The organism is Flavobacterium sp. JP2137 (assembly GCF_050562195.1).
GTDB lineage: Bacteria > Bacteroidota > Bacteroidia > Flavobacteriales > Flavobacteriaceae > Flavobacterium.
Map to the genome: position 1 here is coordinate 2,897,628 of NZ_CP191647.1, position 25,174 is coordinate 2,922,801.

General features: G+C 42.4%; 22 protein-coding genes and 1 tRNA gene. 16 read left to right on the forward strand and 7 right to left on the reverse strand.

The genetic code is table 11. The annotated features are described in order from the left end of the window. Positions 1-2: 2 nt before the first annotated feature. Complete coding sequence (locus ACQZ43_RS12855) at positions 3-1,001, reverse strand: glycosyltransferase (RefSeq protein ID WP_430613081.1); 999 nt, start codon at positions 999-1,001, stop codon at positions 3-5. Positions 1,002-1,284: 283 nt separating this feature from the next. Here ACQZ43_RS12855 and ACQZ43_RS12860 point away from each other — a divergent pair, with 283 nt between their 5' ends. The 13 genes from ACQZ43_RS12860 to ACQZ43_RS12920 all read left to right on the forward strand — a co-directional run bounded on the left by ACQZ43_RS12860 (position 1,285) and on the right by ACQZ43_RS12920 (position 15,671). After that, on the forward strand, positions 1,285-2,835 hold the full coding sequence (locus tag ACQZ43_RS12860) for a PglZ domain-containing protein (protein ID WP_430613082.1): 1,551 nt from the start codon (positions 1,285-1,287) through the stop codon (positions 2,833-2,835). Between the two features lie 4 nt (positions 2,836-2,839). After that, entirely contained in the window at positions 2,840-3,262 is a 423-nt protein-coding gene (tsaE, locus tag ACQZ43_RS12865) for a tRNA (adenosine(37)-N6)-threonylcarbamoyltransferase complex ATPase subunit type 1 TsaE (RefSeq protein ID WP_430613083.1), read from the forward strand. A gap of 6 nt (positions 3,263-3,268) precedes the next feature. Further along, positions 3,269-4,465: an alanine dehydrogenase gene (locus ACQZ43_RS12870; RefSeq protein ID WP_430613084.1), complete on the forward strand. Its 1,197-nt coding sequence runs from the start codon at positions 3,269-3,271 to the stop codon at positions 4,463-4,465. Positions 4,466-4,722: 257 nt separating this feature from the next. Then, positions 4,723-5,097, forward strand: a complete 375-nt coding sequence (locus tag ACQZ43_RS12875; RefSeq protein ID WP_430613085.1) for a DUF4258 domain-containing protein — start codon at positions 4,723-4,725, stop codon at positions 5,095-5,097. Positions 5,098-5,167: 70 nt separating this feature from the next. Further along, positions 5,168-5,245 (forward strand) — tRNA-Val (locus tag ACQZ43_RS12880). Positions 5,246-6,395: 1,150 nt separating this feature from the next. Next, entirely contained in the window at positions 6,396-7,424 is a 1,029-nt protein-coding gene (locus tag ACQZ43_RS12885) for a cytochrome-c peroxidase (protein ID WP_430613086.1), read from the forward strand. Between the two features lie 384 nt (positions 7,425-7,808). Beyond that, positions 7,809-9,914: an ATP-dependent DNA helicase RecG gene (gene recG, locus ACQZ43_RS12890; RefSeq protein WP_430613087.1), complete on the forward strand. Its 2,106-nt coding sequence runs from the start codon at positions 7,809-7,811 to the stop codon at positions 9,912-9,914. Between the two features lie 25 nt (positions 9,915-9,939). Beyond that, positions 9,940-10,515, forward strand: coding sequence for a non-canonical purine NTP diphosphatase (locus ACQZ43_RS12895; RefSeq protein ID WP_430613088.1), 576 nt, complete (start codon positions 9,940-9,942; stop codon positions 10,513-10,515). A gap of 93 nt (positions 10,516-10,608) precedes the next feature. Beyond that, entirely contained in the window at positions 10,609-12,486 is a 1,878-nt protein-coding gene (locus tag ACQZ43_RS12900; protein ID WP_430613089.1) for a DEAD/DEAH box helicase, read from the forward strand. A 69-nt stretch (positions 12,487-12,555) separates the two neighbouring features. Further along, positions 12,556-13,314: a carboxypeptidase-like regulatory domain-containing protein gene (locus ACQZ43_RS12905; protein WP_430613090.1), complete on the forward strand. Its 759-nt coding sequence runs from the start codon at positions 12,556-12,558 to the stop codon at positions 13,312-13,314. A 119-nt stretch (positions 13,315-13,433) separates the two neighbouring features. After that, a complete protein-coding gene (locus tag ACQZ43_RS12910; protein ID WP_430613091.1) occupies positions 13,434-14,684 on the forward strand; it encodes a dihydroorotase in 1,251 nt (416 codons plus the stop codon). 1 nt (position 14,685) lies between these two features. Further along, the gene (locus ACQZ43_RS12915; protein ID WP_430613092.1) at positions 14,686-15,021 is read left to right on the forward strand and encodes a hypothetical protein; all 336 of its coding nucleotides are present in this window, start codon (positions 14,686-14,688) and stop codon (positions 15,019-15,021) included. A 2-nt stretch (positions 15,022-15,023) separates the two neighbouring features. Then, the gene (locus ACQZ43_RS12920) at positions 15,024-15,671 is read left to right on the forward strand and encodes an alpha/beta hydrolase (protein ID WP_430613093.1); all 648 of its coding nucleotides are present in this window, start codon (positions 15,024-15,026) and stop codon (positions 15,669-15,671) included. Between the two features lie 94 nt (positions 15,672-15,765). Here the strand turns inward: ACQZ43_RS12920 and ACQZ43_RS12925 are convergent, their stop codons facing one another. The 3 genes from ACQZ43_RS12925 to ACQZ43_RS12935 form a co-directional block, all read right to left on the reverse strand. After that, a complete protein-coding gene (locus tag ACQZ43_RS12925; RefSeq protein WP_430613094.1) occupies positions 15,766-16,278 on the reverse strand; it encodes a hypothetical protein in 513 nt (170 codons plus the stop codon). Between the two features lie 28 nt (positions 16,279-16,306). Beyond that, positions 16,307-16,804, reverse strand: coding sequence for a hydrolase (locus tag ACQZ43_RS12930; RefSeq protein ID WP_430613095.1), 498 nt, complete (start codon positions 16,802-16,804; stop codon positions 16,307-16,309). Positions 16,805-16,901: 97 nt separating this feature from the next. Further along, positions 16,902-17,672: an MBL fold metallo-hydrolase gene (locus tag ACQZ43_RS12935; RefSeq protein WP_430613096.1), complete on the reverse strand. Its 771-nt coding sequence runs from the start codon at positions 17,670-17,672 to the stop codon at positions 16,902-16,904. 82 nt (positions 17,673-17,754) lie between these two features. Between ACQZ43_RS12935 and ACQZ43_RS12940 the strand changes: the two genes are divergently transcribed. Beyond that, positions 17,755-19,200: a TonB-dependent receptor gene (locus ACQZ43_RS12940; RefSeq protein WP_430613097.1), complete on the forward strand. Its 1,446-nt coding sequence runs from the start codon at positions 17,755-17,757 to the stop codon at positions 19,198-19,200. A gap of 125 nt (positions 19,201-19,325) precedes the next feature. Here ACQZ43_RS12940 and bcp read toward each other — a convergent pair whose 3' ends face one another. Then, complete coding sequence (bcp, locus tag ACQZ43_RS12945; protein WP_430613098.1) at positions 19,326-19,778, reverse strand: thioredoxin-dependent thiol peroxidase; 453 nt, start codon at positions 19,776-19,778, stop codon at positions 19,326-19,328. A gap of 93 nt (positions 19,779-19,871) precedes the next feature. On the opposite strand from bcp, the gene ACQZ43_RS12950 reads away from it, so the two are divergent. Then, positions 19,872-20,534 carry an endonuclease III domain-containing protein gene (locus ACQZ43_RS12950; protein WP_430613099.1) on the forward strand — a complete coding sequence of 221 codons (663 nt, stop codon included), beginning with the start codon at positions 19,872-19,874 and terminating at the stop codon, positions 20,532-20,534. A 223-nt stretch (positions 20,535-20,757) separates the two neighbouring features. On the opposite strand, the gene ACQZ43_RS12955 is transcribed toward ACQZ43_RS12950, so the two are convergent. After that, positions 20,758-21,342, reverse strand: coding sequence for an RNA polymerase sigma factor (locus ACQZ43_RS12955; RefSeq protein ID WP_430613100.1), 585 nt, complete (start codon positions 21,340-21,342; stop codon positions 20,758-20,760). Between the two features lie 398 nt (positions 21,343-21,740). On the opposite strand from ACQZ43_RS12955, the gene uvrA reads away from it, so the two are divergent. Continuing rightward, entirely contained in the window at positions 21,741-24,548 is a 2,808-nt protein-coding gene (gene uvrA, locus ACQZ43_RS12960; RefSeq protein ID WP_430613101.1) for an excinuclease ABC subunit UvrA, read from the forward strand. A 230-nt stretch (positions 24,549-24,778) separates the two neighbouring features. Here the strand turns inward: uvrA and ACQZ43_RS12965 are convergent, their stop codons facing one another. Beyond that, positions 24,779-24,970: a cold-shock protein gene (locus ACQZ43_RS12965; protein ID WP_219291584.1), complete on the reverse strand. Its 192-nt coding sequence runs from the start codon at positions 24,968-24,970 to the stop codon at positions 24,779-24,781. Between the last annotated feature and the right edge of the window lie 204 nt (positions 24,971-25,174).

Genomic DNA, 25,174 nt, shown 5'->3' on the forward strand with positions numbered 1-25,174 from the left:
TCTTAATTTTTAAAGAATAATTCAGGAAATGCTATCTCTGGCTTCAATTTCACTACAAATATTCTATAATATGATATAGCAAATCCCGTACCATAACCGTAGAATTGAATAATTGTTGCCAAAATTGCTAAAAAACCGATCAAAATATTTTTTTCACTCCACACGGCCACCAGGAATAAACCGGCAAAATACAGCCCGTAAAGTCCGAGTAAATGCGGAAAACCAAGCAGTGCAAACAACAATCCCGCGACTGCCCCTACCAAAAATAAAGTCGGAAACCAAAATGTCGCTTTGGCATATTGTGGATATCGCGCATTCAAAATCGGTCGCGCCTTTCCAAATTTATTCACCTGTATATAAAAGCGGTTCCAATCGATGCGCCTCTTGTGAAAGACGTAGGCATCGGCAAACAATTTGGTTTCATAACCCAAATTCCACAAGCGTATGGTCAAATCGGGATCCTCACCCGGATGAATATTGCCAAAGCCTCCCGACCGTTCAAACGCCTCTTTGGAAATGCCCATATTAAAGCTTCTCGGTTGGAATTTTTCCAATTTCTCCGAACCCCCGCGTACACCTCCCGTAGTAAAAAAGGAGGTCATCGAAAAGTTAATCGCCTTTTGAATGGCGGTAAAACTATCCAAAGCCTTGTCCGGTCCCCCAAAACAAGAAACGTATTCGCGCTTTAACTGCGCATCCACCGCGGCCAAATACCCTTGCGGAAGCAAGCAATCCGAATCCAAAATGATAAAATAATCCCCCGTTGCGCGTTGCATTCCGTAATTGCGAGAATCGCCCGGTCCGGAGTTCGCTTTATAAAAATAACGGATATTCAATTGACCCTCATATTTTGCTACAACCTGCTTGCAATCGACCTTTGAGCCGTCTTCTACAACAACTACTTCAAAATCTGATGCATAGCTTTGGCGACTTAAGCTGTCGAGCAATTCATCCATTTCATCAGGACGATTATATATAGGTATAATAAAAGAATAACGCATTTATAAAGTTTTATTAAAACATTCAACAAATGTATTATTAAGTATTGTAATTATGAAATTCATTGTTATATTTATAATAAATAATAATATAAAAATGATTATTTTCTCATAGAACATCACCTAAAGCTAGAAAAATCAGGACATGCGACGTTTTAACAAATTTCAACAAAATGAGGTTTTCCTCATAACAATGTCGATAAGTCCTTGTTAAAAGATTGTTTTCAAGCATTAAAACCGCAGTTTTTTAATTTAACTTGCACCTAAATACGACAATTACAAATCGATGAATACAATAAATATTTTGTGGGTAGATGATGAAATTGACCTACTCAAACCACATATCCTTTTTCTCGAAAAGAAAAACTACCGCGTGACCACGGCAAACAACGGCCAAGATGCCATTGAACTGTTTCGGGACACCAATTTCGACGCGGTTTTTCTCGACGAGAATATGCCGGGATTAAGCGGTTTGGAAACCCTATCGGAAATCAAGGCAATCAAGTCGTCCATACCGGTTATCATGATTACCAAAAGCGAAGAGGAATACATTATGGAAGAGGCAATCGGTTCCAAAATAGCCGACTACTTGATCAAACCGGTTAACCCCCACCAAATCCTGCTGAGTTTAAAGAAAAACCTGGATGTCTCTCGTTTGGTTTCCGAAAAGACCACCTTGGACTATCAGCGCGAATTTCGCAAAATAGCCCTGGATATGCAGCTGGTAAACAGTCATGAAGACTGGAGCGATTTGTATAAAAAACTGGTATTTTGGGAACAAAAACTCGAAAATGTCGACGATCAAAACCTGATCGACATACTCGAAAGCCAAAAGGCCGAAGCCAATACGCAATTTGGAAAATTTGTCGAAAAAAACTACGAATATTGGATCAACAACCCCGAAGACAGTCCGGTCTTTTCCCATCAGCTCTTTCGCAAATGGGTGGCACCGGAATTGCAAGGTGAGCAATCGGTCTTGTTTATCGTCATCGACAACCTGCGCTTTGATCAATGGCGCAGCTTGGAAGAAACCGTTAACAACCACTATAAAACCATTAAGGAAAACAGTTTTTACTCCATACTGCCCACAGCAACCCAATATGCGCGAAATGCCATTTTTTCCGGCCTAACCCCCTTGCAAATGGAACAGCAACTGCCGCAATATTGGAAAAACGACGTGGACGAAGGCGGGAAAAACCTATACGAAGCCGAGTTTTTAGCCGAACAATTGAATCGTTTACGCCTCAATATCAAGCACGAATACTTTAAAATAACCAATCACAGAGACGGTAAAAAACTCGTAGACAATTTTAAATCGCTGAAAGACAACAAACTCATCACAGTGGTCTATAACTTTGTCGATATGATTTCTCATGCCAAAACCGAAATGGAAGTCATCAAAGAACTCGCTTCCAACGACAAGGCCTACCGATCGTTGACCCAAAGTTGGTTTAAGAACTCCCCCCTGCTCGAAATCATTCAGCAAGGACAGGCAGCCGGCTTTAAACTGATCATCACCACCGATCACGGGACAATCAATTGCAAAAACCCCTCTAAGGTCATCGGCGATAAAAACACCAGTTTAAACCTGCGCTATAAAACCGGAAAGAGCCTGACTTTTGAAGGCAGAGATGTCTATCACGTAAAAGATCCTAAAAAAATTCAATTGCCCGCTATAAATTTGAGCAGTTCCTTTATTTTTGCCAAAAGCGATTATTTCTTAGCCTACATCAATAACTACAATTATTATGTGAGCTATTTTAAAAACACCTACCAACACGGAGGTATTTCCCTGGAGGAAATGATTGTGCCATTTATTGTATTAAATCCGAAATAACCCGATGGAGAAGCTTTTTTCATTAGAACAAATTGATGCTGTTGCCCGCGAAATCCTGTCCGACGACAAACTGTGCAAAATCGTTTTGTTTCAGGCCGGTATGGGTGTGGGCAAAACCACGCTCATCAAAGCCTTAGTCACGGCTTTGGGCGTGACCGATGCCACGAGTAGTCCCACCTTTTCCATCGTCAACGAATACCAGTCCACTCAAGGCGACATCATCTATCACTTCGATTTATACCGCATTGAAAACGAAGAAGAAGCCTATGATATGGGATTGGACGAATATTTTGATTCCGGCAATTGGTGTTTTGTCGAATGGCCGGAAAACACCCCCAACATCGTACCCGAGCAACACTCGCAAATCCACTTAGAACTCCAAGCAGATGGACAGCGCAAAATAACCCTAAAAAACCGTTCAAATTAATCCGCTATGGCTATAACGACTCCTTTCTCCTCACACGAACTGATTCCTCAGGAAGAACGACTATTGGTACAAAAGTCCAAGAGCTCTTTGTTTATTGGTGTTCCCAAAGAAAACGTCAAACACGAAAAGCGCATTTGCCTAACGCCAGAATCCGTCCATACCCTGGCTTCTTACGGACATCGGGTACTGATAGAATCCGGTGCTGGTGAGGCGTCTAATTATTCAGATTTGGAGTACAGCAAGGCCGGTGCAGAGATTACCAAGGATACGAAAAAGGTTTTTGGCTGCCCGATGCTCGTCAAGGTCGTACCGCCCACTCTAGAAGAAATCGAATGGATGGTACCCGGAAGCTGTCTGTGGTCGACCATTCAAATCAAATCGCGCAGCAAGGCGTATTTCGAAGCTTTGTGCCATAAGAAAATCACCGCTTTGGCCTTCGATTTTATGAAGGACAAAAACGGCTCACTCCCCGCCGTACACGCTTTGAGCGAAATAGCGGGAACCTCGTCTGTACTGATCGCCGCAGAGCTGATGACCTCCTTAAAAGAGGGAAAAGGACTGCTCTTTGGCAACATCACCGGTGTACCACCGACAGAAGTCGTGATATTAGGCGCTGGTATCGTTGCGGAATTTGCCGCCAGAGCCGCTATTGGCCTCGGCGCCAATGTTAAGGTTTTTGACAATTCCATCCAAAAACTCAAGCGACTGCAAAACAATTTACCCTTTAGAATATTTACTTCAACCATACAGGAAAAACTGCTTCAAAAGGCCTTGATGCGCTGCGATGTAGCCATTGGAGCCATCCGGGGCAAACACCGCTCCCCCATAGTGGTTTCCGAAGCCATGGTCGATCACATGAAACAAGGCGCCATTATCATGGATGTCTGCATCGATACCGGCGGTTGCTTTGAAACCTCCGAAATAACCACCCACGAAAATCCCATAGTCATCAAAAGTGGCGTAGTACACTATGGCGTACCCAACATCACCTCGAGGTATTCCAAAACCGCTTCCATGTCGATCAGCAACATCATTACGCCGTTTTTAATCGATTTTGCCGAAAATGGAACCCTCGAACAAGCCATCAGCTACGAATCCATCATACGCACCGGAACTTATGTTTACAAGGGGTTGATCACCCATAAATCCGTGGCAGACTGGTACGACCTCGAATATAAAGACATCGATTTATTTGTGTTTTAAACGGTGGAAATTGGCGTATAAACGAATTGGTTTATACGCAATTTGCTCTTTCGGCAGTTGACGGGGAAGCGCGCCTACTCCAATTAAAAACGCGCAGCTATTTCGATATTTACGCCACCCATTTCACATGAACGCATAGGCCAATCAACGACGAGACTCATACACAAATCACCACAGCAAAAATAACCTCCTTAAATTTTTGATAATACAGTAGTATTACCAGTCTGAATTGCTAATTTTGCACAAAATAATTCAACATGAAATTCACACAGCGTTTAGCTTATTATTTATTTGGTTTTTTAATTGGAGGTCTATTTTTAGTTTTTGTATTCGGACAGAAGAAAACAACATTTTGCTATTTACCCAATTGTCGCGTATTACAAGATTTAAGAACCAAACCCCTGATGTTGGCTCCTGATGCCGAACAGAAATTAACCGAAGATTGGGTGAATATCGATGATGTACGGAATTGTTTGACCTACGGTAAAGTGGATTTCGAAAACAGTAAGAAGGATTTTGAAAACGGTAAAATTTACGTGATCAAAGGTAAGAACACTAAAAATGAACCGATTATCGTGGAAATGATCAATTACGACGATAAAGTGGTTTTAAAAGATGTAAGAAAAATCTAATTTTTTCCTACAATCCCTTGCAGCGTATGAATTTTAGCGTATATTTGTACTCGTATTCAAGGATACAACGGGGCGATTAGCTCAGCTGGTTCAGAGCATCTCGTTTACACCGAGAGGGTCGGGGGTTCGAATCCCTCATCGCCCACCAACAAGGACAAAGGAGTTTTCTTCTTTGTCCTTTTTTTATACTGTTTTCTTAAAAAAGTATTGAGACTCGCGCGTGGCAAATGCTTTTCAATATTACAGTTACAACATCTTCCCCCGCTGGTGCCAGCGTCACGCTGGTATCCAAAAAACGCTAATCTTCTAAATCATTTCAGTAAGTGTGGTTACTGATTTTGTAAAAAAATCAGGACGAAGTATAATGCGCAGCAGCAAGATGCTGGCGCGGTAACGTAGTTCTTGTATTTAATATAGACGACGCGAGAGGACTCGCGCGGTAACGTAGTTCTTATATTTAATATAGACGACGCGAGAGGACTCGCGCGGTAACGTAGTTCTTGTATTTAATATAGACGACGCGAGAGGACTCGCGCAGTAACCTAGTTCTTGTATTTAATATAGACGACGCGAGAGGACTCGCGCAGTAACCTAGTTCTTGTATTTAATATAGACGACGCGAGAGGACTCGCGCAGTAACCTAGTTCTTATATTTAATATAGACGACACGAAAGGACTCGCGCAGTAACGTAGTTCTTGTATTTAATATAGACGACGCGAGAGGGCTCGCGCAGTAACCTAGTTCTTGTATTTAATATAGACGACGCGAGAGGACTCGCGCAGTAACGTAGTTCTTGTATTTAATATAGACGACGCGAGAGGACTCGCGCAGTAACCTAGTTCTTGTATTTAATATAGACGACGCGAGAGGACTCGCGCAGTAACCTAGTTCTTGTATTTAATATAGACGACGCGAGAGGACTCGCGCAGTAACGTAGTTCTTATATTTAATATAGACGACGCGAGAGGACTCGCGCAGTAACCTAGTTCTTATATTTAATATAGACGACGCGAGAGGACTCGCGCAGTAACCTAGTTCTTGTATTTAATATAGACGACGCGAGAGGACTCGCGCAGTAACCTAGTTCTTGTATTTAATATAGACGACGCGAGAGGACTCGCGCAGTAACGTAGTCAAATTAAATTACATCTAAAAACAGTTGTAGCAGATTGCAATTGCTTAAAAATCAGAAACAGTTAAAAATTGCGATTTTAATATGATAAATGTTCTATTTTATCAAAATAGGTTCTACTAAATTTATATTTAATGATGATAACATTACTTATAATTAGAAAAAATGAAAAAATTGTTGTTTTTAGGTGTATTGGGACTATTGATTTCTTGTAAAAAGGAGGGCAAATCGACGGAGGCCGCTACTTCCCAGCCCCAATCGGATTTATTCCAACGGGCCACGACCTATTTTACATCCATCTCCGCCAAGCCTTATGAAGAGATCGATCCCGATGAAGCGATGCTGGGCAAAATGCTGTATTTCGACAAAAGATTGTCCAAAAAAGAAAATATCAGTTGCAATTCCTGCCACGATTTAAATACTTTTGGCGTCGACAACCTCCCTACTTCCCCCGGCGATGACGGTATCACCGGTGCGAGAAACTCCCCTACGGTTTTTCACGCTTCCCTACATCAGATGCAGTTTTGGGATGGCCGCGCCAAAGACGTTGAAGAGCAAGCGGGTGGTCCCATACTCAATCCGGTGGAGCACAATATTCCCGATGAAGCTTATCTAGTCGAAAAACTGCAAAAAATAGAAATCTACCAAAAGTGGTTTTCCAAGGTTTATCCCGATGTCGACCAGCCGATAACCTATGCTCACATCACGAAAGCCATCGGTGCATTTGAGAGAAAACTCAACCCCAAAAGTCGTTTCGACGACTATTTAGACGGTGACGAATCTGCCTTTACTGATCAAGAGAAAAGAGGACTTACCGCTTTTATGGATTCCGGTTGCATTAGCTGCCACAACGGCATAGCCGTTGGAGGGCAATTGATGCAGAAATTCGGAGTATATGCCGACTATTGGTCGCTCACCCATTGCGAAACCATAGACAACGGTTTGTTTGACCTGACTCAGAAAGAAGGCGATAAATTTATCTTTAAGGTACCCGGACTTCGAAATGTAGCGAAAACCGCTCCTTACCTGCACGACGGTTCCATAGAATCTTTGGAGAAAGTGATTGAAATCATGGCCAAAGCCCAAACCAATATCGTTTTGGATGCCGGGCAAATCAGCGATATAGCCGCCTTTCTAAAAACCCTGACCGCAGACATATCGGAAGCCGACAAAAAGTCGCCCTTTAGTATTTAAGGCCTACTCAGTCGTAGCAGCCTATTTTCTTCTCGGAACGCGCTACCCATCGTGCGGGTTTCGAGAAGAAATAAATCAAACTCCCGGCTATCACCTTACTTTTTCAACTGACTGGGCACAAAACCGTATTTCTTTTTAAAGGCAGCTGATGTGGGACATACAGCAGCAATCCAGCGGTTGGAAGGTCAAGTAAACCGACACGGCGGTTTTTGTGTATCGCCGTTTATCCAGCGCGAATCAACGGCAGTATGGGTTTGTACTATCCACCGGCAGGGAAGGTCAGCAAGTTTTTGGCGCGATCGTTCAAATTCCTGCCCTTTTATGCCGATAAGTTTTCTCAAAAATCGACAAAAGCCTTATCTTCGTCGATTATAATGTCCAATCATGCAAAACAATCTTCTTGAAACGCCTATAGAATACTTAAAGGGCGTAGGTCCTTCTCGCGGTGATTTACTCAAGAAGGAACTTCAAATATTTAAGTATAAAGATCTACTGCATTGGTATCCCAATCGGTATATGGATCGAACGCGTTATTACAAGATCAACGAATTGACACCGACTGCCACTGAGGTGCAGATCATCGGCAAAATCACTCATATCAAAACCGTAGGCCAGCAGCGCAGCAAGCGATTGGTGGCCACCTTTAGCGACGGAACCGGTCAAATAGAATTGGTCTGGTTTCAAGCGACCAAATACATCCAAGATTCACTGCAAATCAACACCCCTTATGTAGCCTTTGGAAAGACCAATGTTTACAACAACAGTTTTTCTATGCCGCATCCCGATTTGGAATTGGTCGAGGAACACAAAAAAAACCTGAGGTCCGCCATGCAAGCGGTCTATCCATCTACCGAAAAACTGGTTCAACGCGGCATTACGAATCGCGTGGCCAATAAATTGATGCAACAGGTATTTATTGAAACCCATACCCTCTTTATCGATCAGCTTCCGCAATCGTTGGTAAGCGAACTCGGATTGCTCAGCAGAAGCGAGGCTTTGTTTAACATTCACTTTCCCAAAAATTCCGAATTGCTGGCACAAGCCCAATTCCGATTGAAGTTTGAAGAACTGTATTTTATACAATTGCAGTTGTTGATTAAAAACGTCACCAGAAAAAATAAAATAAAGGGGTTTCCCTTTGACCAAGTCGGGTTGCTCTTTAACGACTTTTACCAAAACCACCTCCCCTTTCCCTTGACCAATGCGCAAAAAAAGGTGATCAAGGAAATTCGAAACGACTTGGGCAATCCTGCACAGATGAATCGTTTATTGCAAGGCGATGTGGGATCGGGAAAGACCATAGTCGCTTTTATGAGTGCCTTACTGGCATTGGACAACGGTTTTCAAGCGTGTATCGTAGCGCCTACAGAGATTTTGGCCAACCAACATTTTGTCGGTATTAGCGAATTGGCTAGTCCGATGGGCATTCAAGTAAAATTGTTAACGGGTTCGAGCAAAATTGCCGAGCGTCGGGTAATCCACGCCGATTTGGAATCGGGAGACTTACAAATCCTAATCGGTACCCATGCCCTCTTTGAAGACAAGGTCAAATTTAAAAATTTGGGTTTGGCGATCATCGATGAACAACACCGCTTTGGCGTAGAGCAACGATCCAAACTCTGGAAGAAAAATACCATTCCCCCTCATATATTAGTGATGACGGCCACACCCATTCCCCGTACTCTAGCCATGAGTCTGTATGGAGACTTGGACATTTCTGTGATTGATGAATTGCCTCCGGGGCGCAAGCCCATACAAACCGTACATCGCTTCGAAGGAAAACGACTCAGTGTTTGGCGTTTTATCAAGGATGAAATTGCCAAGGGACGTCAGATATACATCGTATATCCGTTGATACAGGAAAGCGAAACCTTAGATTACAAAAACCTAATGGAAGGCTATGAAGGCATTTCAAGAGACTTCCCTTTACCGGAATACAGCATCAGCATCGTACACGGGCAAATGACTCCTGCGGAAAAGGATCGCGAAATGGAACGCTTTGCACAGGGACAGACCAATATAATGGTAGCGACCACGGTAATCGAGGTCGGGGTTAATGTACCCAATGCCAGCGTGATGATTATAGAGAGTGCCGAGCGATTTGGTTTGTCGCAACTACACCAGTTGCGAGGTCGCGTTGGTCGCGGTGCAGAACAGAGCTATTGCATATTGATGACCGGAGCCAAATTGAGCAACGATTCGAAGATACGCATGGAAACCATGTGCCGAACCAACGACGGTTTTGAAATTTCGGAGGTTGATTTAAAACTGCGCGGACCGGGTGATTTGATGGGCAAACAGCAAAGTGGCGTTATGGCTTTGCGCATCGCCGACTTGGTGCGTGATCAAGACATCTTACAACTGGCGCGCCACCACGCTATTTTACTGTTAAAGGCCGATCCGAAATTGGAGCAGCCCGAAAACCAAGCGCTCAAAATAAACCTAATCGAATTGTCTAAAAAGAGTTCCATCTGGAACTATATCAGTTAAAACAACTACAAACTAGCCCGTACCCATGAAATTAATTTTTGCATCGAACAACCCACATAAAATTGCCGAAATCAGAAACCAACTGCCCCATACCATAGAGATATTGAGTTTGGAGGATATAGGCTGTGTGATCGACATACCCGAAACGGCCGATACCATTGAGGGCAATGCCATTTTAAAAGCCGATTTTATCAAGAGACATTACGGATACGACTGTTTTGCCGACGATTCCGGTTTGGAAGTCGATGCATTAAATGGAGCACCAGGAGTGTATTCTGCGCGTTTTGCAGGTCCACAACGCAGTGATTCCGACAATATTGACAAATTGCTAAGCGATTTAGAAGCGCATACCGACCGAAAAGCGAATTTTAAGACCGTTATTGCGCTGCACCTACAGGGAGAGCTGCACCTATTTACCGGCTTGGTCGTGGGCGAAATCATCGCAGAACGCAAGGGCAACGACGGTTTTGGCTACGACCCTGTTTTTAAAGCCATTGGGATGGATAAAACATTTGCCGAATTGACTTTGGTAGAAAAAAACGAAATAAGCCATCGCGGTAAAGCCGTTGCTGAATTAATTGCTTTTCTAAATCGCCAATAAAACATATTCTATATAAAAAATATATTAAAAATAGTTTCAAAAGTATTGTATTTCGTCAAATTGCAGTATCTTTGTCGCTATTTTAAATTTTATATGAATAAATTCGAACAATTAGGATTAAATGAGTCGCTATTGCTGGCGATTAAAGATCTAGGATTTGAAAATCCGTCTGAAGTGCAGGAAAAAGCGATTCCCTTATTATTAGAAAAAAATACTGACATAGTTGCGTTAGCCCAAACTGGGACTGGGAAAACCGCAGCTTTTGGTTTTCCTCTAATTCAAAAAATCAACGTTGATGACAAGCAAACACAAGGTATCATTCTATCTCCGACGAGAGAATTATGTTTACAAATTGCGAATGAAATCAAACAATACTCGAAATACGTAAAAGGTTTACACTCGGTAGCTGTTTATGGTGGTGCAAGTATTACAGAACAGGCTAGAGATGTAAAGAGAGGAGCGCAGATTATTATCGCGACTCCAGGAAGATTACAAGACATGATTAATCGTGGTATGATTAACATTAAAAACATCCGGTTTTGTATATTAGATGAGGCAGATGAAATGTTAAACATGGGTTTCTATGAAGACATTACTTCTATCCTATCCGATACACCAGATGACAAAAACACTTGGTTATTTTCTGCAACCATGCCTATTGAGGTTTCAAGAATTGCAAAAGAGTTCATGACAGATCCAGTTGAAATTACTGTAGGTCATAAGAATCAAGGTTCCGCCAATATCAGCCATGAGTTTTTCTTGGTAGGAGCTAGAGATCGTTATGCAGCTTTGAAACGTTTAGCGGATGCTAATCCAGACATTTTTTCTGTAGTGTTTTGTAGAACAAAACGCGACACCCAAGCCATTGCCGAGAAATTGGTAGAAGACGGTTACAACGCGGCTGCTTTACATGGAGATTTATCTCAAGCACAACGCGACGGCGTAATGAAGTCTTTCCGTGGAAAGCAAATACAAATGTTAGTAGCAACCGACGTTGCTGCTCGTGGTATTGACGTAGATGATATTACTCACGTAATCAACTACCAATTGCCCGATGAGATCGAAACTTATACACACCGTAGTGGTAGAACAGGACGTGCCGGGAAATCGGGTACTTCTTTGGTAATCATCACTAAAAGTGAGTTGAGAAAAATCTCACAAATTGAACGCATCATCAAACAAAAATTTGAAGAGAAACCAGTTCCTTCAGGTATTGAAATTTGCGAAGTTCAATTGTTTCACTTAGCGAACAAGATCAAAGATGTAGAAGTAGATTCTGAAATCGAAACTTATCTTCCAGCTATTTACGAAGTGATGAAAGATCTTTCTAAGGAAGATGTGATTAAAAAAATGATTTCAGTTGAATTCAATCGTTTCTTAAATTACTACAAAAAAGCGAACAATATCTCTCAACAATCATCCTCAAATGACCGCGAACGCAGTAGCCAGACTACGAACTATACGGACAATGGATCATCGGTTAGATTCTTTGTGAACTTAGGTACTAGAGATGATTTCGATTGGATGAGTCTTAAGGATTTCTTACGCGAAACTTTGGATTTAGGAAAAGACGATTTGTTTAAAGTAGACGTTAAAGAAGGATTCTCTTTCTTTAATACCGAAGCAGAGCATTCTGACAAGGTTATGGATATTTTAAATGGATACGAACACGAAGGCCGTAGAGTCAATGTGGAGATTTCGAAAAACGAAGGTGGAGGATCAAGAGGTGGAAGCCCAAGAAGAGACCACAACGGTCGTAGCGGAGGCGGAGAACGCAGAAGCGGCGGCGGTGGATTCCGTTCTAGTGGAGACAGAAGATCTTCTTCATCTTCCTCATCTAGAGGAGGTTTCTCTTCAGACAGAGATCGTCAACCTAGAAACGAAAGAAGTAGCAGTAGCAGTAGCGGAAGAAGATCTGATAGCGGAAGTAGCACCGGTGGTGGCTTCGCTAGAAGACCTCGTAGAAGTTAATTGTTAATATTTACAAAATAATACTCCAAACTGTAAAATATCCATTATTTTAGAGCAATCTTTTATAACATGCGATATTTTACAGTTTTTTTATTTCTATTCGTTATTACTGCCACGGGTTTTGCTCAACAAAAAGCAATCATCAAAGGTACTGTACTCAACGATATTTCCTTTCTTCCCGTAGAAGATGTGAACGTTATTAACTTGTCCAAAATCAAAGGCACAACCACCACTTCAAGTGGTACCTTTGCCATAGAGGCGGCGCTTAATGACTCGATTCACTTTTCTTATCCGGGCTATCTATCTATTAAAATTCGCGTGACCAACGATTGGTTAAACGACGATCGCTTAAAAGTTTATTTGACCGAGAAATCGATTGAAATGAATGAGATTGTCATTCAACGTTACCGCCTAACCGGATTTTTAGAAGCGGATACCAAATTGATCACCCTCAACGAGAAAATGGAATACAACCGCTTTCGACGAAACAATGAACAACCTTACTTCACCTCTACGGTGGGCACTTTTTTTAGCCCAGTAGATGCGGTGTACAATTTATTTAAGGGGAAATCGGCCAATCTCAAAAAGATCAGCGCTATAAAACAGGACCAAAACATGATTGCCCTATTGCAATCGCGTTATGACCGCGAAACCGTTTGCGGCTTATTGGGCATCTCCAAAGACGATATTGTCAAAACCCTACAGGGTTGCAACAACTCCGATCAGTTTATCTATACAGCGACAGACTATCAGATCTATATCGCGTTAAACGAGTGCTACGATCAGGCTCGGGTTTTGTCGAAATCCAAATCCAATGCATCCCTTTAATTAAGGATGCATTTTTTTTAGCAATTATTGCAGCCAGTCCCGTTTAAGTTTGAAAATAACCATATTTTTGCAAAGACATACCGTACCGAATATTAACAACTAATCTAGACCGCATAAAAATGAATATCATTTTAAAAAAAGCTACAATCATTGATCCCGAAAGTCCCTTTCACCTTCAAATAGCCGATGTTCAAATTCAAGACAACCGAATTATTGCCATAGAAAAAAACATAGTCGACAGCGATTTTACCGAAGTGGAACGCGAAAATTTGCACCTTTCTCCCGGATGGATGGACAGTTCTGTTTGCTTGGGCGAACCGGGTTATGAAGAGAGGGAAACCCTGCAAAACGGTATAGCGGTAGCCTCGAAAAGCGGCTTTACCCATATAGCCATTCAACCCAATACCCAACCGGTAACCGACACCCAAAGCATCGTGGGCTTTATACTGCAAAAAGCCGTTGGTGCCGCTACTGAGGTCTTCCCTATCGGCGCATTGACCAAGAAATCGGAAGGTTTGGATATGGCCGAATTGTACGATATGCAAAATGCTGGAGCCCTAGCATTTGGCGATTACAACAAATCGCAGAAAAACAGCAATTTGCTTAAAATAGCCCTGCAATACACCCAAGATTTCGACGCCTTAGTGCTGGCCTATTCCCTGGATCAAGACATCAAGGGCAGCGGTGTAGTACACGAAGGCGATGCCAGTATAAAACTGGGATTAAAGGGAATCCCCGCCTTGGCAGAAGATTTGCAAATTGCGCGAAATATTTATATCTTAGAGTATACCGGAGGCAAGATGCACATTCCGACGGTCTCGACCAAAAACGGCGTGCAACTCATCCGCGAGGCCAAGGCCAAAGGACTGGCGATTACGTGTAGTGTGGCGGCACATCACTTGGTGCTGACCGATGCGGTTTTAGGTGGATTTGACACCCGTTTTAAGGTGTCTCCGCCCCTGCGCGACGAAGCCCACAGACAGGCTTTGTTAACCGCGGTAATCGACGGAACCATCGATTGCATCACTTCGGACCACAACCCTTTAGACATCGAACACAAAAAATTGGAGTTCGATCACGCCAGCAATGGTACTGTGGGCTTGGAGAGTATTTTTGGCGCCCTGATGACGGTATTACCCCTAGAGGTTGTCATTCAAAAGCTCACCGCTGCTAAAGCGATTTTCAAGATTCCAACCACTACCATAGCCGTGGGACAAACCGCTTGTTTGAGCTTGTTTTCCCCTGAAGAAGCTGGCGTATTTAGCCAGGAAGACATCTTGTCCAAATCGAAAAATGCCATCTTCCTCAACCAGCCGATCAAGGGAAAGGTATATGGAATTTTCAATCAAAATCAATTAATTTTAAAGTAAATTGGATACTACAAAAACACCTACGGAAGGAAAAACAACGGCTATCATTGCCCATTTCACTATTATAGGAGCCATAATCGCTATTTTTATGAATCAGGAACCCCGCAATACATTTGCCGGATTCTACGTAAAACAAGCCTTTGGCATCCACATCGTATTCTACGCACTGGCCTATTTTATCGGTTATTTTGACAGCTGGATGATTTCAAGTGCTTTTTTTCTGTTCATCTTTATTTTTTGGACCTATAGTTTTATTGGTGCCATACAGGGAATTTACCATACCGTACCGGTATTAGGTCCTAAATTTCAAATATGGTTTAAAAATTTATCTGCATAATTATGAGTACTTCCCTATTTTATTTAGTGCGCGAGCCCGAAGTGATATTAGACAAAAACCCGATGTTGCTGCTGCTACACGGATATGGTAGCAACGAAGAAGACCTGTTTTCCTTTGCCGCCGAATTACCCAAAACCCATTACGTCATTTCGGCACGAGCGCCTTATCCGATGCCTCCTTACGGCAATGCGTGGTATGCGATTAATTTCGATGCCGATCAAAACAAATTTTCCGACGACCAACAAGCCATCAGCTCTCGCGATACCCTAGTGACTTTTATAGACGAATTGCTTGCGCTATACCCGATAGATTCTCAAAAGGTGTCTTTAATCGGCTTTAGTCAAGGGGCTATATTGAGTTATGCCTTAGCCTTGTCGTATCCGGAAAAAATCGAAAAGGTCGTTGCCTTAAGCGGTTATTTTAATCCGAATATCATCGCGGATAACTACCGCGAAAAAGACTTGTCCAAGCTTCGGTTTTTTGTATCCCACGGTTCGGTTGATCAGGTGGTTCCCGTAGAATGGGCGCGAAAAACCCCCGCTATACTCGAGGACTTAAAAATCCCTTATGAGTATAAGGAATACCCAGTAGGACACGGCGTAGCACCGCAAAATTTTATGGATTTACTGCGGTTCATCCTCGAAAAATAAACCCCAACCAATAGGGTTAAAAAAATAGGGTTGAGTTCTGTGGAACTCAACCCTATTTTTATTCGTTATATATCGCTACAGTGAGGACACCGTCTTATTCGTCGTCTATTTGGTCGCTACCCGTCACTTTAAGGTCAATAGCCTTAGCGGCCGTATACTTTAAAACCCCTTGGTATTTTAACTCCCAATCCTTCCGGATGTCCAGTTCCCAATTTTGGTTGCTATAAACACCGGTAGTCGCCTTTTCAACAAGTAATACGGTATTGTCTTGATTGGGCAGGAAAATCTCCGCCTTAGTCCTGTCTTGATCAAAAACGACAAAGCCGCTTACTTCGTTGTCTTCGAGTTCGTTTTCGGCCGGATCCCCCTCTTCAATATCGGTAGGATTCAGTCGAAATCCCTCTTCAAAAACACGTATGCAATCGTCTCTTAGGGCACTCCAACGATATCCCGCGCTGATTGCGCAACCATTGGAATCCAAATCCGCACCCAAAACGACATTTTCCTTAGCCGGAAAAACCGGCTCTGTCTTCTCTTCTTTTTTAAAAATAAAATCGCAGGAAGAGAAAAGAAAAACACTTAAAAATAAATAAAATAAACTTTTCATTGTCTTTTGTAAAATTCAAATATACCACTTAATTCGTTGTAGAAGTATATAAAACGGTTTCTATAGTGTTAAATTCCGTTGGGGAATCCGCTTTAAAAAAGTATTTAATCAATACTTCTCCGTGTAATTTACCGGAATAAAAATCGGCAATAATCCAACGGTGATTGATGACCTTGGCCTTGTTTAGAATAAATTTATTCCCGTCTATCGGCGCGTAAGGCACCAACGGATTTCCATTGGGCTGATGGTTTAAAGCCATCAATTCCGCTTCTACCTTGCCCATTACCTCTTCAAAGTCGTAGTCTTTAAAATAATCTTGCGCCTCTTCGTTCTGTACTACAGAAAAATAATTGGCGTCCATCAAACGCTGCTCACCCGATTTTAAAGAATCGCGTATAATATCTATGCGCTTATGCGAAATATCCAATTCCTTTTCCTTGCCCTCATAGATTTTATTGGCATTAACGTATTGGTATACATTGAACAAAAAGGAAAAAACAAAGAGGTAAAAAAATATTTTTTTCATAATAAGGGCTAATTGTTGTTGTTGTTTTTATTGTTTAAATCAAAACCAGCGGTATTGAACGGTTTGTTAGGTGTTAAATTCGAGCATTCCCAACGGTTTAGTCCGGAATTTCAAGTTGTAAATTATCGTAGGCCAAATATACGTTTTTCGGCAAATCTTGTTGTATTTTTTCGTGAAAACCCAATTCGTAACCAATATGAGTGATATAGGCTTTTTTGGGCTGCAATCGCTCGATTAAACGCAGGGCCTCTTCCAGGTTGTGATGTGTGGGATGAGGGCGTATACGCAGGGCATTCACCACCAAAACATCGATGTTTTTGAGCTTTTCCCATTCGCTATCAGGTATGTATTTCGCATCGGTAATATAGACAAAGTCGTCGAATCTAAATCCGAGTATCGACAAATCGCCGTGTAAGATTTCTATGGGCACTATGGTTTGATTGCCGATAATCAGGTCGCTGTTTCGATCGATTAAGTGGGGCGACACCGCAGGGGCACCGGGATAGCGATCAACCGTGGCAAAAACATAGTCAAAGCGCCGTTCCAAGCTCTGCATCACGCGTTCGAGAGCATAGACGGGCATCTGTCCTCTTTGAAAGCAAAACGGCCTGATATCGTCTAAACCGGCTGTATGGTCGGCGTGTTCGTGGGTATAGAGTATCGCATCGATACGCTCACAACCCGACACCAGCATCTGCTGTCTAAAATCGGGGCCACAATCGATCAACAAGCTCAACGCCTTCCACTGAATCCAAATAGAGGTACGCAGTCGCTTGTCTCTGGGATCGACACTCAAGCATACCGGATCTTTACTTCCGATTACTGGGATTCCCTGAGATGTTCCGGTACCTAAAAAATATACTATCACTGCTTTCGATTTTTACAAAAATAGGGTTTTATCTTTTTTTAAACTGTATAATTTACTACGTTTGTTATTATTATAATAGACTATGAAAAATTTTGCCGAAGATTTGGTACTTGATGGGGACAGAATCATTGAACACCAGCCTGCCATATCCGATAAAGCACTGCGTATCAACCTGAATAAAAACATTTACGGCACTTTTGCCGAAATCGGTGCCGGACAAGAAACCGTGCGACACTTTTTTAGAGCGGGTGGCTCGTCCAGAACCATAGCCAAAGCCATGTCTGCTTACGACAAAGATTTTAGCGATGCGATTTATACCGTTGAAAATGATGGCCGCTATGTAACGGAAAGCCGATTGAAAAAGATGTTGATACACGAAACCGATTTGATCGAAGACCGTATTGAACGCGAAAGACATCCGAGCAAAACCTTTTTTAGCTATGCCAATACCGTAGCGACGATCGATTTTGCCAAGAGTTTTAAGGGTCACGGTTGGGTGGGTATCCGCTTTCAATCCAAGCCCGATGAAGCTTATAGCGAAATTATCCTACACATACAATTTAAAGAAACCGACTCCAAACTCCAACAAGAAACCTTGGGAATACTAGGAGTCAATCTGATATATGGTGCATACTACCAACACAACGACCCCAAAAATCTAATCCGTAAACTCTACGATCATATCGATAAAGATCAAATTGAAATCGATAGTATCAATTTTTCGGGTCCGCTTTTTAAAGCGGTTGACAATCGATTGATGAGTTTGCAGTTGGTTAAAAACGGCATGACCGATGCTGTGATGTTCGGTCCGGATGGACAGAGCAAATTGCCGGCCACTACCCTCTATCGCAAAAACATATTGGCACTGCGCGGAAGTTTTAGACCGGTAACCCTCGTCAATATGAATATGTATAAGAAATCGCTACAGCTCTTTGTAGAGGAGAATCAATTGGAAGCAGAAGAAACCCTGGTGGTTTTTGAGATGACCCTTTCCAACTTACTGATGGAAGGCGAGATTGACGAAGTCGATTTTTTACATCGCGCAGAACTCTTATGCGCTTTGGGGCAATCGGTGATGATATCGAACTTTCAAGAATACTACCGAGTGGTGGAATATTTTTCTCAATACACCAAAGAGAAAATTGGCCTAACCATGGGCGTGAGCAGCTTGTTGAATATTTTCGACGAAAAGTATTACACCCATTTAAACGGCGGTATACTCGAAGGCTTGGGCAAATTGTTTTACCGCGACCTCAAGGTATTCTTATATCCGATGAAAGACGAAAATCAACAAATAGTGACTACGGAAAACCTTAAGGTAGCCCTACACATCAAGGAACTCTATAAGTATTTTAAGAAAGCGGGGAAAATTGTCGACATCAAGAATTTTGAAGAGAAAAACCTCAGTATATTTTCTCGGGAGATATACCAGATGATACACGATGGACAAAGCGGCTGGGAAAGCGCCTTACCCGAGGGAATAGCGACCGAGATAAAAAGCAAAAAACTCTTTGGCTACAAGGCTTAAGCGTAAAAATACCCCAACAAAAGAGGCTGCCTTTTATAGGCAGCCTCTTTGTTTTTTAGTGTATCGCAACCGGAAATTCGCAGGGTCAAGAGCAGTGGCAAACCGGCTAAATTACCCACGCGATTTTACTTCAATATCTGATCGGCGTGTACTTTGGTTTTCACTTGACCAATAATATCGCTAATCACGCCTTTTTCGTCGATTACAAACGTGGTTCTGTGAATGCCGTCATAGGTTCTGCCCATAAATTTTTTAGGTCCCCATACGCCAAAAGCTTCGATTACAGTACGATCTTCGTCTGCCAACAAGGGGAAGGGCAAGGCGTTCTTCTCTTGAAACTTCGCCTGTCTCGCAACAGAATCGGCACTGATACCCAAAATCTCATAACCCAAAGACTGAAAGCGCTCGTAGTTATCGCGCAGGTTGCACGCTTGGGTGGTACAGCCCGGGGTACTGGCTTTGGGATAGAAAAAAATCACCAACTTCTTCCCGGTATAATCTTTGGATTCACGGGGCTGCCCGTCTTGATCTACTCCTTTAAAAAGGGGCGCTAAATCGCCTATTTGCAATGTGGTCATGGTCTATGTTTTAATTCAAAATTAAGGAAAGTATAGCACTTAATCTACTTTTACCTTTGCTTATAACTCCTTATCTTCGTAAAAAATAGTTATATGACCAAAGCGGAAAAAGTACAATTTGTAATAGACACCTTGGATGCGGTATATCCGGAAATTCCGATACCCCTGGACCACAAGGACCCCTATACCCTATTGATCGCCGTATTGCTCTCAGCGCAATGTACCGATGTACGAGTAAACCTGACTACTCCGGCTTTGTTTGCCAAGGCAGACAATCCCTACGACATGATTAAACTAACGGTAGAAGAAATCAAAGAAATCATACGCCCTTGCGGACTTTCACCGATGAAATCCAAGGGAATCCACGGCCTATCGCATATTTTAATCGACAAGCACAACGGAGAAGTCCCGCAAAATTTTCCAGACTTAGAAGAATTACCGGCTGTGGGTCATAAAACCGCTAGTGTCGTATTGGCACAGGCTTTTGGCATTCCCACCTTTCCCGTAGATACACACATCCATCGATTGATGTATCGTTGGAATTTGTCCAACGGCAGCACGGTACAACAAACGGAGAAAGACGCCAAACGCTTGTTTCCAATCGAAACCTGGAATAAATTGCATTTGCAAATGGTGTGGTACGGTCGGGAGTATTCCCCGGCACGCGGATGGAATTTGGATCTGGACATCATTACGAAGGTCATCGGGCGTAAGAGCGTACTCGATGCCTATAATAAAAAAGCCCTTAAAAAGTAATTAAGGGCTATAGTTTAATTTAACAAAGGCGTCAGCTTTAAATTGTTAACGCGCATCACTTGCAGGGCTCGGGAGTATTTTAAGATAAAATCTATCGTTTCTCTTTTCGGAATACCAATCTCTAGCTTGCTCGTTTTTTTTGAGTAGTTTTTTGCCATATAAATAATTCGTTAGTTAGAATAATAACGCCGAACGAATTACTTTATTATGGAAAACCACAAAATTATTCCATCAGTACCAGATTCTGCACATCGACCATCTTTCGGATGTTCATCAAAGCATAGCGCATTCTCCCCAAAGCGGTGTTTATACTCACATCGGTAAGCACGGCAATTTCCTTAAAGCTCAAATCTTGATAAATCCGCATCACCAATACCTCCCGTTGGTCGTCTGGCAGTTGCTCGATGAGTTTTTTTAAATCCACTTCGGTCTGATTGGATATCAGTTGACTTTCGATGTTAGGCTCGCTGTCGGAGATAAAGGAAAAGACAGAAAAGTGATCGGTCTCCCGCAACATGGGCATTTTCTTGGCTTTTCTAAAGTGATCGATGACCAAATTATGAGCGATGCGAATGACCCACGGCAAAAACTTGCCCTCTTCGTTGTATTTTTTGGTCTTTAAAGTGTGTATAACCTTGATAAAGGTCTCTTGAAAAACGTCTTCCGTCAAATCGCGATCCCCTAATTTGGAGTAAATAAAACCGTATATTTTCGATTGATGCCTTAGAATTAAAACTTCTAACGCTTTTTCGGCCCCTTCTATATAATGTTGAATCAATACAGAGTCAGGCATATTGACATATCCCATAATACTTTTATATTATTTATGTTGCAAATCTTTTTAAAAGTATTTTTTTACAATAGGCTAAACGGTTTTTTTATGATTTCCCAAATATATGTTATTTTTTTTTAATAAGTATTTATAATCAAAAAAAATTTTGTATTGTTTAACAGTTGCCATTCGAAACAAAGCATAACGAAGTTCTTTTTAACCTTCCGAATCGCTGTAATCGCGATGCAACCGCAGCTATTCCCTTAAAACATGGCATATACACCGCGAAAAACCCTCTTTTCCCACCCCATAGCACGCTATAAGGCAACTGCTGTAAGCAGCTGCAATCGGCTGTGGGCGGATTCAATTTGCTTGGCAATAAATTTCAACTCAAAATAATAAATGATTACCTTTGTCTATTACAGGTTATTTTTATGAAAAAGATAGATTATTCCAAAATAGATCCCAAAAAAAACATTATAATCAAAGGGGCTCAGCTGCACAATTTAAAAAATATTGATGTGGTTATTCCTCGTAATCAGTTCGTTGTCATCACCGGTTTATCGGGTTCTGGAAAGTCGAGTTTGGCATTTGATACCCTTTATGCCGAAGGACAGCGCCGCTATGTAGAGAGCTTATCGGCCTATGCACGGCAATTTTTAGGGCGCATCGACAAGCCCAAGGTAGAATACATCAAGGGTATAGCTCCGGCCATAGCAATCGAGCAAAAGGTCAATACGACCAATGCGCGTTCGACCGTGGGCACCTCCACCGAAATATACGATTATTTAAAACTGCTCTTCGCCCGAATCGGAAAGACCTACTCTCCTATTTCGGGTAAGGAAGTCAAGAAAGATACCGTAAGCGATGTGATTGAAACGGTAAAAAAACTCGATCTCGCATCCAAGTGGTTGCTGTTAACCCCCGTTATCGTCGAGGAAGGTCGTAGCCTAGAAGACAAGCTTACCGTGCTGCTTCAACAGGGTTTTGCTCGGGTTTATGTAAAGGGGGAAATGCTTCGCCTCGACCAGTGGCTGAGCGATAAGGAGGCACTGACAAAAGTAAAAAATTCGGATGTGCAGATTATAGTAGACCGCATCGTCGTTGCCGACGAAGAGGAATTCTACAACAGACTCGCCGATTCCATACAGACTGCATTTTACGAAGGTAAAGGCTATTGTTACCTACAATCGGTTGAAGACCCTAAGAAAAAATGGGCATTTACCTCCAATTTTGAATTGGACGGCATACCATTTCTCGAACCCAACGTACATCTGTTTAGCTTTAACAATCCCTATGGGGCCTGTCCGACCTGCGATGGGTATGGAAGCATTATCGGTATAGACGAAGAGCTGGTATTTCCCAATACCGGTTTATCCGTATTCGAAAATGCCGTATTTCCGTGGCGGGGCGAAAGCATGAGCTGGTACAAAGACCAGTTGATCAGCCACGCCTATAAATTTGATTTCCCCATTCACAAGCCGTATTTTGAATTGTCGGACGAGCAAAGACAATTGCTTTGGGACGGCAATGCCTCCTTTACGGGCTTACACGCTTTTTTTGCCGAATTGGAAGCCAAGAACTACAAGATTCAAAATCGCGTGCTGCTCTCGCGCTATAGGGGAAAAACCAAATGCACCAGCTGCAAGGGCAAACGCCTGCGTCCTGAAGCCAATTACGTCAAAATTGCCCACAAAACCATCTCGGATTTGGTCGATTTGCCCATTCAACACCTGATTGGTTTTTTTCACAAACTCGAACTGTCGGACTACGACCGCCAAGTAGCCAAGAGATTGCTGCTCGAAGTCAACAACCGCTTGGAATTCCTAACCGAGGTGGGATTGGATTACCTGACGTTAAATCGAAACTCCGCCTCCTTATCCGGTGGGGAATCCCAGCGAATTAACCTGGCTACTTCTCTGGGAAGCAGCTTGGTTGGGTCGATGTATATCTTGGATGAGCCCAGTATCGGCCTTCACCCCAAAGACACCGAAAAACTGATTCGCGTACTTGAAGACCTCAAAGCACTCGGCAATACCGTTATCGTAGTGGAACACGATGAGGACATCATGAAAGCGGCCGATCAAATTATCGATATCGGTCCCGAAGCAGGCAGCTACGGAGGCGAATTAGTAGCGCAGGGCGACTATGCGACCATTTTAAAATCGCACTCCCTCACCGCTCAATATTTGAATGGCGAACTGCAAATTGAGGTACCCAAAAAGCGCAGACCCTATAAACACTTTATACAGGTAGTAGGCGCTCGTGAAAACAACTTAAAAAACATCAACGTTACCTTTCCCCTCGAATGCCTTACGGTAATCACTGGGGTATCCGGTAGTGGTAAGAGTACCCTGGTCAAGAAAATCCTTTATCCCGCCCTGCAAAAGCAATTGACCGGCGTGGGCGAAAAAGCGGGACAGTTTACCGAACTGCTCGGCGATTACTCCTTCTTAAAACACGTGGAATACGTCGACCAAAATCCGATTGGCCGAAGCTCGCGTTCCAACCCCGTAACTTACATCAAAGCCTATGACGATATCCGAGACTTGTTTTCCAAACAGCAGCTGTCCAAACTCAGAGGGTACCTGCCCAAGCACTTCTCCTTTAACGTCGATGGCGGACGCTGCGAAACCTGCAAAGGAGAGGGAACAGTCACCATAGAAATGCAGTTTATGGCAGACGTACACCTGGAATGCGAAACCTGTAAGGGCAAACGCTTTAAAAAAGAGGTTTTGGAAGTCAATTTTGAAGGCAAAAACATCGATGACATCCTCACCATGACCATAGACGATGCCATTGCGTTTTTTGAACAGCACAAACAAGCGAAAATAGTTCAGAAAATCAAGCCACTACAAGATGTTGGTTTGGGTTATGTACAGCTCGGACAATCGTCTTCTACCCTTTCGGGTGGGGAAGCCCAGCGCATAAAATTAGCCTCCTTCCTCATCAGTGGAAACACCAAGGAGAAAGCCTTATTTGTTTTTGACGAACCCACAACGGGACTTCACTTTCACGACATCAAAAAACTGCTTAAATCATTTGAAGCTTTAATTGATAAAGGGCACTCTATCATCGTGATTGAGCACAACTTAGACCTGATAAAATGCGCCGATTACATTCTTGATATCGGTCCGGAAGGCGGAGAAAACGGCGGTAATCTCATCGCTTTTGGTACGCCGGAAGAAATCGTTAAAAACAAAAAATCAATTACCGGAAAGTATTTAAAAGAGAAATTGTAGTTTTTTTGCGGATTCGATGATTTGCGGATTCGATGATTTGCGGATTCGATGATTCGATGATTTGCGGATTCGATGATTCGCAGCACAAACGACAAAATCGCTCAACAGCGGGCAAACCGTTGCGTAAAAAAAACCGCCAACACCTTTGCAGTGATTAGCGGTTTAGCTTTTCAAATTCTCCTGTTACCCAAGTAAGGGAGAACTAGTAAGTGTGACATTACAAAAATGGACTAAGCGCGTCTAACTTGAACTGCTGTCAATCCTTTTTTACCTTCTTCAACTTCGAAAACTACTTCGTCGTCTTCGCGGATGCTTTCCAATAAGCCTGTGCTGTGTACAAAAATATCTTGTGATGATCCGTCCTCTTTAATAAATCCAAAACCTTTTGCTTCATTAAAAAATTTAACTGTTCCTTTTTTCATGCTTTTTAATTAAAATGTTATACTAACAAATATAAATAGAGAATATGTAAAAGCAAGTGTTTTGTTAATTTTTTATTTAAAAATTTTAAAAGTTTCTATTGTTTTAAATTTTCAATACCATTTGTTCCATAATTAGCGCATGAAAGCGCCGCTTTACGACCTGATTTTTATCGAAATTGTTGGTGTTTTGACTCTAAAAGGCGC